Below are 9,336 nucleotides of genomic sequence, written 5' to 3'. Positions count from 1 at the left end.
CGCCCGGTAAAGTAGGTAGCCGCCACACCCTATCAAGCACAAGGAGTCGCAGCACACGCTGTGGCTCCTTTGCTGTTTATACCTACCACTGCACTTCGTCAACAGCAATAGAGGGCTCTTCCTACAGGGAGGAGCCCTTTTTCTTTATACTTCCTAGCTTCTGGAATAGCCACAAATAGAATGGGTACCAAAATTCTAGAGCCTATACTTTTATAGGATCAGAGATCTTAAAGCTCTGCCTAAGATAAGTTAATTTGTCTTCTCTTTTTGGAATAAGCCCATACTCAACGAATCCCTTATAGCCCGTATCTGCAATCTTCTTCAAATTAGTCGGCTTTGTCTCATCGATTTTATTTCTTCCTGGTACGCCGTACTATAAGGCTACTTAGAGTACATAAAAATTAGTTTTGGCATATAAGTTGCGCGAAAAAGGGGAGTTACTATTGCCTTACCTAACCCTTTATCTGACTTGAATAAGTTAAGCGCATATCTTTCGGCAGCCTCACAAGATACTGAAATAGATACTCCTCACTCTGCTAGTAACCTCAATGAATTAGTCCTGGATGGTTTGCCTGTGGCCATTGGGGTAGTTGACAGAGATGGTAATCTGATCTATATCAATGACACCTGGAGCAGGTATATTGCTCATTATGATATCTCCAGACACCAATTAGTAGGAGCTGAATATCCTCGCCTATGTCGTATATCGGATGAGACGGAAGCCAAGCAGGCCAAAGACGGGGTTGAGGCTGTGCTACAGGGAGACCTACCTGAGTTTGCCTTTGAGTACTTGTGCCCGATTTCTAAGCAGGAGCGTTGGCTCAGGGCTCGTATAGCTCCCCTGGTACATCATGGATCTATCAAGGCTGCTACTGTCATGCATGTAGATATTACTAAAAGGAAACTTGCTGAGCTGAAAATGCAGGTTGTCTTACAGGAAAAGCAGGATGTAATTGATGAAAATCAAAAGATTCTGGATATGTCCCTGGATCTGATTTGTACTTTCGATGCGGAAGGCCGGTTCGTCCAGGTCAATAGTGCCTGCAGGGATATTCTGGGTTATGAGCCTGAGGAACTCCTGGGGGTGAAATTCATGGATCTGGTTTATGAAGAGGATCATGCTAAAGTCAGAGCTATCCGCATGGAAGTAGGGAGGGACCTGAAGAATTTTGAGAATCGTTATATCCGAAAAGACGGGAGCCTGGTACACCTGGTATGGTGTGCCCGCTGGGATGAAGAAGACCAGAAGTTGTTCTGCATAGGTCGTGATAACTCAGAGAAGAAAAGAGCCGAAGATCAGCAAGTGGCTTATAATAAAAAGGTAGCCACTATACTCGATAGTATCACCGATGGGTTTTATATACTAAATAAGGAGTGGGTAGTTACCTACTGGAACCGTGAGGCGGAGCGAATAACAGGATTGTCTAAGAAGGATGCATTGGGCAGGAACATATGGCAGCTGTTTCCGGGGGCGGTAGCGTTGAGGTACTATCCCGAATATCATCGGGCGCTTAACGAGCAGATTCCGGTACATTTTGAGGAGCGGGCCTCTGTAAAGGCACTTTGGCTGGATGTCAATGTGTATCCCTCCGAAGAGGGGCTCTCAGTATACTGCAAAGATATAACTGACCGTAAGCAGGCAGAAGAACAGCTTCGCCTAGCTAATGAACGTTATGAAATAGTTACCAGTGTGACGCAGGACGCCATCTGGGAGTATGATGGCGTTATTGATCAGTTTTATTGGCGGGATGGTCACGAAGCGCTATTTGGACCTAATGCCACTCATAAGATCAACACCCTGGAAGATTGGCTGGCTCTGATTCATCCGGAGGATGTAGATCGTGTATTTGAAGGAATACAACAACGTATACCTGCTGCGGACGTTTTACATTGGCTGGAAAACTATCGTCTTCTCAAAGAAGACGGCAGTTATGTGCATGTAATAGTACGAGCCCAATTGATTCGGGATCACGAAGGGAAATTCTTAAAAGCCATAGGAGCCACCCAGGATGTTACATTACAAAAAGAAAGAGAGCGGGAAAGGGAACAATTGATCAAAGAGTTGATGCGTACGAATGAGGACCTTCAACAGTTTACTTACATTACTTCCCACAACTTTCGGGCTCCGTTGTCAAACCTACTGGGTCTGCTGCACCTGATGAAGGACATTCCTCTGGAAGATCCTCTCCTTAAGGAGCTCATGGAAGGCTTTCATAAATCCACTACCGCTCTTCATGAGACGGTAAATGATCTCATTCATGTACTTATTACCAAAGGCAATCCCTCCCAAAGCAGAGAGCAGATCAGGCTACGGGAGATTTATGACAAAGTAACCCAGCAGATTCAGGTATCGTTAGGAGAAGCCAGCGCTGTCATAGACTATGACGACCAACTGGCGCCGATTGTCTATTTTGACCGCTCCTATCTGGAAAGCATCCTGCTTAATCTGCTGACTAACTCCCTGAAGTACCGATCTTACGAGAGAACGCCACATATCAGTATCACTACCCGCGAAACTGCGGATTCGGTACAACTGCTATATAGTGACAATGGCATTGGCATGGACCTGAAGCGGTACGGCGACCGGCTGTTTGGCCTTTACCAGCGCTTCCACGACCGGCCCGATAGCAAAGGGCTGGGGCTGTACCTGGTCAAGTCACAGATTGAAGCTTTGGGAGGTACTATCCAGGTGGAAAGCCAGGTTGATCGGGGTACTCGTTTTACTATTACTTTGAAGAAGGGGCAGCAGTCGTTATAAATGCTATTTGAAGTTTATTGCTTCTGCCGGCTGAGTACCCGATGACTGCCAATGCCAAAGTACAGTATGAATAGTTACCGGTAAAGGTCTTTCAGGTACTGACGAAACTCATCAGTATCGTAGTTAGCCATTCCCTCAATGCGATGGACCAGTTGCCCGCGGGGATCCAGAATCAGGGTAGTGGGAATCGCCTGCGACCTGAATTCTGGAGGAATAGTACTGGCTGGAACATAAACGGGAAACGAAAATTCAGCCTGCCTGATGTACCGCTCAGCTTTGGCAGGATCTTCATCCAGGGATAGCATCACAAAAGCTACTTTATCCTTATCCATGGACTGGTACAGCTTTTCGATGGCTGGCATCTCAGCCCGGCAGGGGGGACACCAGGTAGCCCACTGATTCAGAAATACAACCTTTCCCCTCAGCGATTCAAGAGTAACTGTTTTTCCATCAAGGGTACTCATTGTAAATGGGTAGCCAGTCTGTGGATAGGCAGCTGCGTTAGCCGCTTCCATTTCAGTGGTTTCGGGAAGGGCTGGGTTCATTAGGCCAGTGGCCAGTATAAGCCGCTGTATATGGCCAATTATCGGAGTATGTAGACCAGTTACGTACAGGAATCCAAAAACAACAAGTATCACCACCCATTCGGGTACTTTACCGATAAAACTCTTCACCTTATCCACTGCTGTTTTCATTTGGAGGTTACCCATACTGGCAAAGCTTCGTTTCTTATTTGTAATCAAATATAGGTTGATCTCCGATGAACTACCACACATGCCATTTAGGAGAGTCCATCTACGGTGATGCTGATGAGCAACCGTAGAGAGTAGTAGTATGGATCAATGAACCCCTTGTTTTACTACGATCGCCGGGGAAGGGGCCATAGCATAGGTACCTGTCTTTGATAGTGCTGGTAGGTTTCTCCATAAGTATCTATCAGCTTTTTCTCTTCAAAGTAGATGCCTATCCGGATGTACAACATGGTGAATAGGGCTAAAAGACTGTTGCTGATCGTAGGGGTGAAGAGAAACAGCCCAATGGATATGAGTATGGTACCACTATAAAGCGGATGGCGAACGTACCTCAAAATCCCGCTCCGTATCAGTGATGAGGCAGAGGAGGCGTGGCTTTTTCGGAATACATCCAGACCGGTAAATTCGCTAAGGTCATACTGCCGTACCGCCATCCCAATGACAACAAGTCCTAAAAGGATCACCGTTGCACCCAGGTAGGACATCCACCCATACGGTACCCAAAGGTACTCAGCCGGTGCAGAACGATGAGCGCCTAATACTAATCCAAATGTCAGCAATGCCAGCAGGTTATAAAGGAGGCGATAGTAGTGATAAAAGCTGACCATTTTTAGACGTACCCATTCCTTCACCCGCTTTGAGGCCATAAGACTGTGTAGTACCCCAAATACAAGCCAGGCTGCAACTATAAACAGATAAGGAGTCATAGGAGTTTATTTTCAGCTAAAAGTAACAGATTCGGATCGTACTGGTATCTGCCTCATTAATAAGTTTGGAGTGCTCAGCCTACTGACTGAGCGGGGACAGGTACATCAGCCGGCGAATCAGACTGTTTTAGATCCAGGCTACAAAATAACAGCTGTACCTTCTCCTACTAATTTTCAATCTTAACATTCAGGTCTATTCCCTGAATCGATACAGATAAGGAGCTTTGTTGGCGGCACCCGTGTACTTTTTATCCAAACGCTCCAGTACGTTCAGGTCCAGGATCTTCTTCTGAAAGTTGTTGCGGGCAAAGGGCTTGTCATAGATGGTTTCGTATAGCTCCTGTACTTCCTTCATCGTAAAGGTTTCGGGAAGCAGGTTAAAGGCAATCAGTTTCTCGTCGAGGTTGAGCCGTAGCGTGTCGAGTGCTTTGGACACTATGTCCTTATGGTCCATGATCATAGGCGGTAACTGCCCGATATCATACCAGCCGATGGATTCATCAATGTCAGCTTTTTGTGGTACCACCTTATTGATATCTACCAGGGCATAGTACCCAATGGAAATAAACCTGCGGGTAACCCATTCAAGATCCTGCTGTCTGAGTTGCTGCTCCTCAGGCTTTCCCTCGTTCATCTCCATGAGTTTTTCAATAATCTTCTGGTTAGAACGTCCTGTGTCGCCAAACGCCCAAAATTGTTCCAGGTAAATATCCCTGATGCCGGTTCGACTTTCCAGAATCCGGCGCGCAGCCTGATCAATCCCTTCATGCTGGTAGGTAAAGCCGCCGGGCAAGGCCCAGAAGTCTCCTTCGAATACAAGCTTAGGTACCAGTACTTTAAGATGATTGTTCTGGTAGCCAAAAATGACGCAGTCAATCGAAAGTTGCTGTATGTATTCCTCTTTATCAATTATCTGCATCGTATATGGGTGGTAATGCCGGTAAGGAAGTCTATCTGATCACTATTACAGCTTCCATACTTCTTACTGGTCATGAAGCTAATAGGCTTTGTTAGTAGTAGTCTCTTCGTCCAGCGTGTATGATCGGGCTATCCTTACTGGCTCTATTTTCCTGAATATTAATAGCCCATTGAAGTCCAAATGAGGATTGTACTACAAAGATAAAATTTTGTCTAAAATTTATTGTCTAAAATATAGACAATGATTAATTTCTTTTTCTACCTTTGGTCGTCGATAGTAAATTTCATGATCCATAAGCAACTACGGTTCCTCAGGATCAGGTGTTTGTGGCTAAGGTTCTGAAGTGCCATTTTCTTGCTTGCGTATATAATCAACAATTATCCAATCAGTACAAATGATCCAGCGTATTCCTACTACTCTCCGATGGTTGGTCGGGACGGTGATGATGAGCATACTGGCCACTACCTTGTGGTCGTATGTGGTCGTCAAAGAACAACCCCGTATTCTTGTATTCAGCAAAACCGCCGCTTTCCGGCATACCTCCATTGAGGCAGGGCAGAAGGCCCTTATGAAGCTCGGTAAAGAGAAAGGCTTTGCGGTAGATACTACCGAGGATGCCAGCCGCTTTTACGAGGAAAACCTGAAGCGGTACCAGGCCGTGGTCTTTTTGAGCACGACCGGCGATGTACTGAATGCCCAGCAACAGAATGCCTTTGAGCGCTACATCCAGGCCGGTGGAGGCTACCTGGGTATCCATGCCGCTACCGATACCGAATACGACTGGCCCTGGTACAACCAGCTGGCCGGAGCCTGGTTTGCCAACCACCCCATGCCGGACAACGTTCAGAAGGGAGAGTTTGTGGTAGTGGACAAAAACCACCCGTCGACCCACTTCTTACCCGAGCGCTGGGAGCGCGAAGATGAGTTCTATTCCTTCAAAAACATCAGCCCGGCCCTGCATGTACTGCTGACCATTGATGAAAAGACCTACAAGGGAGGTACCAACGGCGATAATCACCCCATGGCCTGGTACCAGGAGTTTGACGGAGGCCGCTCCTTCTATACGGCCGGAGGCCACACCGACGCTACCTTCTCGGAGCCTTTGTTCCTACGCCACCTGGCGGCTGGCCTGCAGTACGTCATGGGAGGTGATTCGCCAAAGCCGTTGAACTACAGCAAGGTCAAGACTAAAAGAATGCCCGAAGAAAACCGGTTCTCGAAAGTAGTGCTGGCCGAGAAGCTCGACGAGCCCATGGAGCTGACGGTACTGCCCGATAACCGTGTACTGGTAGTTGAACGGAAAGGGGCGGTGAAGCTCTACAACCCTGCGGCCAAGCAGTTCAAAACCATTACCCGCATTCCGGTGAATACCAAGGTGACCGATAAGGAAGGCAAAGTAGGCGAAGACGAAGGGGGCCTGCTGGGTATCACCAAAGATCCCAACTTTGCCCAGAATCACTGGGTATACCTGTACTACTCACCCGAAGGCCCCGAGGCCAAGAATATAGTCGCCCGCTACGAGCTGCGGGGGGATGAGCTGGTGATGAGCTCTAAGAAAGTGGTACTGGAGGTTGCTTCCCAGCGCGAGATCAGTGGTCATGCCGGTGGCTCGCTTACGTTCGATGCCAAAGGTAATCTCTACATCTCAACCGGAGACAACATCAACCCCCAGCAATCCAATGGTTTCAGCCCATCGGACGAACGTCCGGGTCGTGAGCCATTCGATGCTCAGATGACTTCAGCCAATACCAACGACCTGCGCGGGAAGATCCTCCGGATATACCCCGAAGCCGACGGTACGTACACCATTCCGGAAGGTAACCTGTTTCCAAAGGGAACCCCGAAGACTCGTCCCGAGATCTATACCATGGGGCACCGCAACCCGTTTCGTATTTCGGTAGACCTCAAAACCGGATACCTCTACTGGGGGGACATCGGTCCTGATGCGGCTCAGCCCAAGGAAGATCGGGGCCCGGCCGGACAGGATGAAGTTGGGCAGGCCCGCAAGGCAGGTAACTATGGCTGGCCTTACTTTGTGGGTGACAACAAACCCTACCACCAGTACGACTTTGCTACAGGCAAGTCAGGTCCCTTGTATGATCCTGCTCAGCCGGTTAATAAATCGGTAAATAATACCGGCTTAACACAACTACCCCCGGCTCAGAAAGCCTTTATCTGGTACCCGTACGCGGAGTCGAAGGAGTTCCCACAGGTAGGGGCAGGTGGCCGTTCGGCCATGGCCGGTCCGGTCTACTACCGCGATCAGTTTGCCCAGGCCAAGCGGGCCTTCCCGGATTACTACGATGGCAAGCTGTTCATCTACGAATGGATGCGCGGCTGGCTGATGGCGGTAACACTGGACAAAGACGGTAACTACGTTTCGATGGAGCGGGTGATGCCCAGCTATAAATTCTCCAACCCGGTAGATATGGAATTTGGTCCGGAAGGTGATCTGTACATGCTGGAATACGGCAGTGGCTGGTTCACCCAGAACGATGACGCCCGACTGGTACGCATTGAGTATAACGGTGGCAACCGCAACCCTCAGGTACAGGTGGCTACTTCCAAAAGGGGAGGAGCTGTACCGTTCAAAACTCAGCTTTCATCGGCAGGTACTAAGGACTTTGATGGAGATACCCTTGCTTATACATGGACGGTCCGACGCTCGGCAGTGACTCCTCAATCCGGAGGTACTCCCCGTATATTTAAAGAAGCCAATCCTACCGTCACGTTTGACAAGCCAGGCATCTATAAAGCCACCCTGACCGTAACCGATGGAAAAGGGGGGAGCAGCAGCCGTACCCTGGAGATCATGGCGGGAAATGAAGAGCCGGTGCTGACCTTTGAGAGCAAGACCAGTAATAAGACCTTTTTCTTTCCAGGTCAGGCCTTTGATTACGAAGTGAAAGTAAGCGATAAGGAAGATGGTAGCCTGGCCAGCGGTAAGATCAAACCCAGCGAAGTAGCGGTCACCATTGACTACCTGGCCGAGGGGTACGATCTGGTTACCATTGCCCAGGGACACCGCAGTGCTGACGCTACCGCCCAGGCTGGTAAAGGACTTACGCTCATCGAATCCAGCGACTGCAAGGCCTGCCACAGCCAGGAGAAAAAATCCATTGGCCCTTCTTACATGCAGGTAGCCCAGAAGTACAAGGGAGATGCTACGGCGGCCGAACGTCTGGCTAAGAAAGTGATAGCCGGTGGTAGTGGTGTGTGGGGCGAAGTAGCCATGAGTGCGCACCCCCAACTATCCCAAGCCGATGCCGAGGGTATGGTCAAGTACATCCTGAGTCTGGCTGAGCCCAAGCAGGCGGCACCCACACTACCCGTCAAAGGGAGCTATACCATGGACTTACCCCAGGGCGATAAGGGCGAAGGCCGGTACCTGGTACGGGCTGCCTACAAGGATAAAGGTAACCAGGGTGTACCCTCCATCACGGCGGAGAAAACGCTGGTACTACGCAGCGCGAAGGTGCCCGCTGGTAAAGCCGATAAGAGGGAAAACGTAATGATATACGGCACCGTCGTCATTGCTTCGGTCAATAATTCAGGCATTGGATTCAGTGACATTGACCTGACGGGTATTTCTCAAATCAAATTTACGGCCACGGCTCCCAAATCCCAGTTGAATACTGCCGGAGGAATCATCGAGGTACGGCTGGGGTCCCCAACCGGCAAGCTAATCGGTCAGACCTCTTTCATTGCACCAGCCGATGCAGGCCCAACCAATATGCCCCCACCGGTAGTCGCTAAACTGTCGGAGGTAACGGGACCGCAGGATGTGTACATGGTATTCAAGAATGACAAAGCCGCTACCGGACAGGCACTGTTTGTAGTCATTGATGTGGAATTCCAGAACGAGCAATCCGCAAATACCAGCCTGAAACCATCCGGTACCAAGGCCTATCCAGCATCAGGTCCGTCAGCTCAGCAGTTGGAAGGCTATGCAGGTAAGTACAAAATGAGCGGACTTCCCTTTGAATACATTGAAATTTCGCCCCTTGCGGGAAAGCTACTCATGAAGGCAGGTACCAATGAAGGCGAACTCTCTCCCGGTGGAGAAGCTGATACGTTTAGTGGAGGAAATGGAGTAATTATCCGGTTTGGCCGCGGGGCTGATCAACAAGTTACGTCAATAAGCTTGGATGTACAGGGTATGTCATTCAAGGGAGTTAAGTAAGAGAGTTTCACGTTTAA

Annotated in this window: 5 protein-coding genes; 2 read left to right on the top strand and 3 right to left on the bottom strand. The window is 49.1% G+C overall.

All coding sequences use genetic code 11. The features are described 5' to 3' along the window. Positions 1 to 469: 469 nt before the first annotated feature. On the top strand, positions 470 to 2,758 hold the full coding sequence (locus tag JTN23_RS18640) for a PAS domain-containing sensor histidine kinase (RefSeq protein ID WP_247236540.1): 2,289 nt from the start codon (positions 470 to 472) through the stop codon (positions 2,756 to 2,758). 74 nt (positions 2,759 to 2,832) lie between these two features. Here JTN23_RS18640 and JTN23_RS18635 read toward each other — a convergent pair whose 3' ends face one another. The 3 genes from JTN23_RS18635 to JTN23_RS18625 form a co-directional block, all read right to left on the bottom strand. Further along, complete coding sequence (locus tag JTN23_RS18635) at positions 2,833 to 3,453, bottom strand: TlpA family protein disulfide reductase (RefSeq protein WP_247236539.1); 621 nt, start codon at positions 3,451 to 3,453, stop codon at positions 2,833 to 2,835. 164 nt (positions 3,454 to 3,617) lie between these two features. Then, positions 3,618 to 4,217, bottom strand: a complete 600-nt coding sequence (locus JTN23_RS18630; RefSeq protein ID WP_247236538.1) for a methyltransferase family protein — start codon at positions 4,215 to 4,217, stop codon at positions 3,618 to 3,620. 193 nt (positions 4,218 to 4,410) lie between these two features. Continuing rightward, on the bottom strand, positions 4,411 to 5,136 hold the full coding sequence (locus JTN23_RS18625) for an NUDIX hydrolase (RefSeq protein WP_247236537.1): 726 nt from the start codon (positions 5,134 to 5,136) through the stop codon (positions 4,411 to 4,413). Positions 5,137 to 5,530: 394 nt separating this feature from the next. Here JTN23_RS18625 and JTN23_RS18620 point away from each other — a divergent pair, with 394 nt between their 5' ends. Further along, positions 5,531 to 9,319 carry a ThuA domain-containing protein gene (locus JTN23_RS18620; protein WP_247236536.1) on the top strand — a complete coding sequence of 1,263 codons (3,789 nt, stop codon included), beginning with the start codon at positions 5,531 to 5,533 and terminating at the stop codon, positions 9,317 to 9,319. The last annotated feature ends 17 nt before the right edge of the window (positions 9,320 to 9,336 follow it).

The organism is Telluribacter roseus (assembly GCF_017355915.2).
Lineage (GTDB): Bacteria > Bacteroidota > Bacteroidia > Cytophagales > Spirosomataceae > Telluribacter.
The sequence above is the reverse complement of the archived record's forward strand: the minus strand, read 5'-3'. Positions and strand labels throughout refer to the sequence as shown.

Bases quoted from the DNA above. Each gene is read 5' to 3' on its own strand.
- JTN23_RS18635 (WP_247236539.1), bottom strand. From the start codon at position 3,453: ATGAAAACAGCAGTGGATAAGGTGAAGAGTTTTATCGGTAAAGTACCC.
- JTN23_RS18625 (WP_247236537.1), bottom strand. From the start codon at position 5,136: ATGCAGATAATTGATAAAGAGGAATACATACAGCAACTTTCGATTGAC.
- JTN23_RS18630 (WP_247236538.1), bottom strand. From the start codon at position 4,217: ATGACTCCTTATCTGTTTATAGTTGCAGCCTGGCTTGTATTTGGGGTA.
- JTN23_RS18620 (WP_247236536.1), top strand. From the start codon at position 5,531: ATGATCCAGCGTATTCCTACTACTCTCCGATGGTTGGTCGGGACGGTG.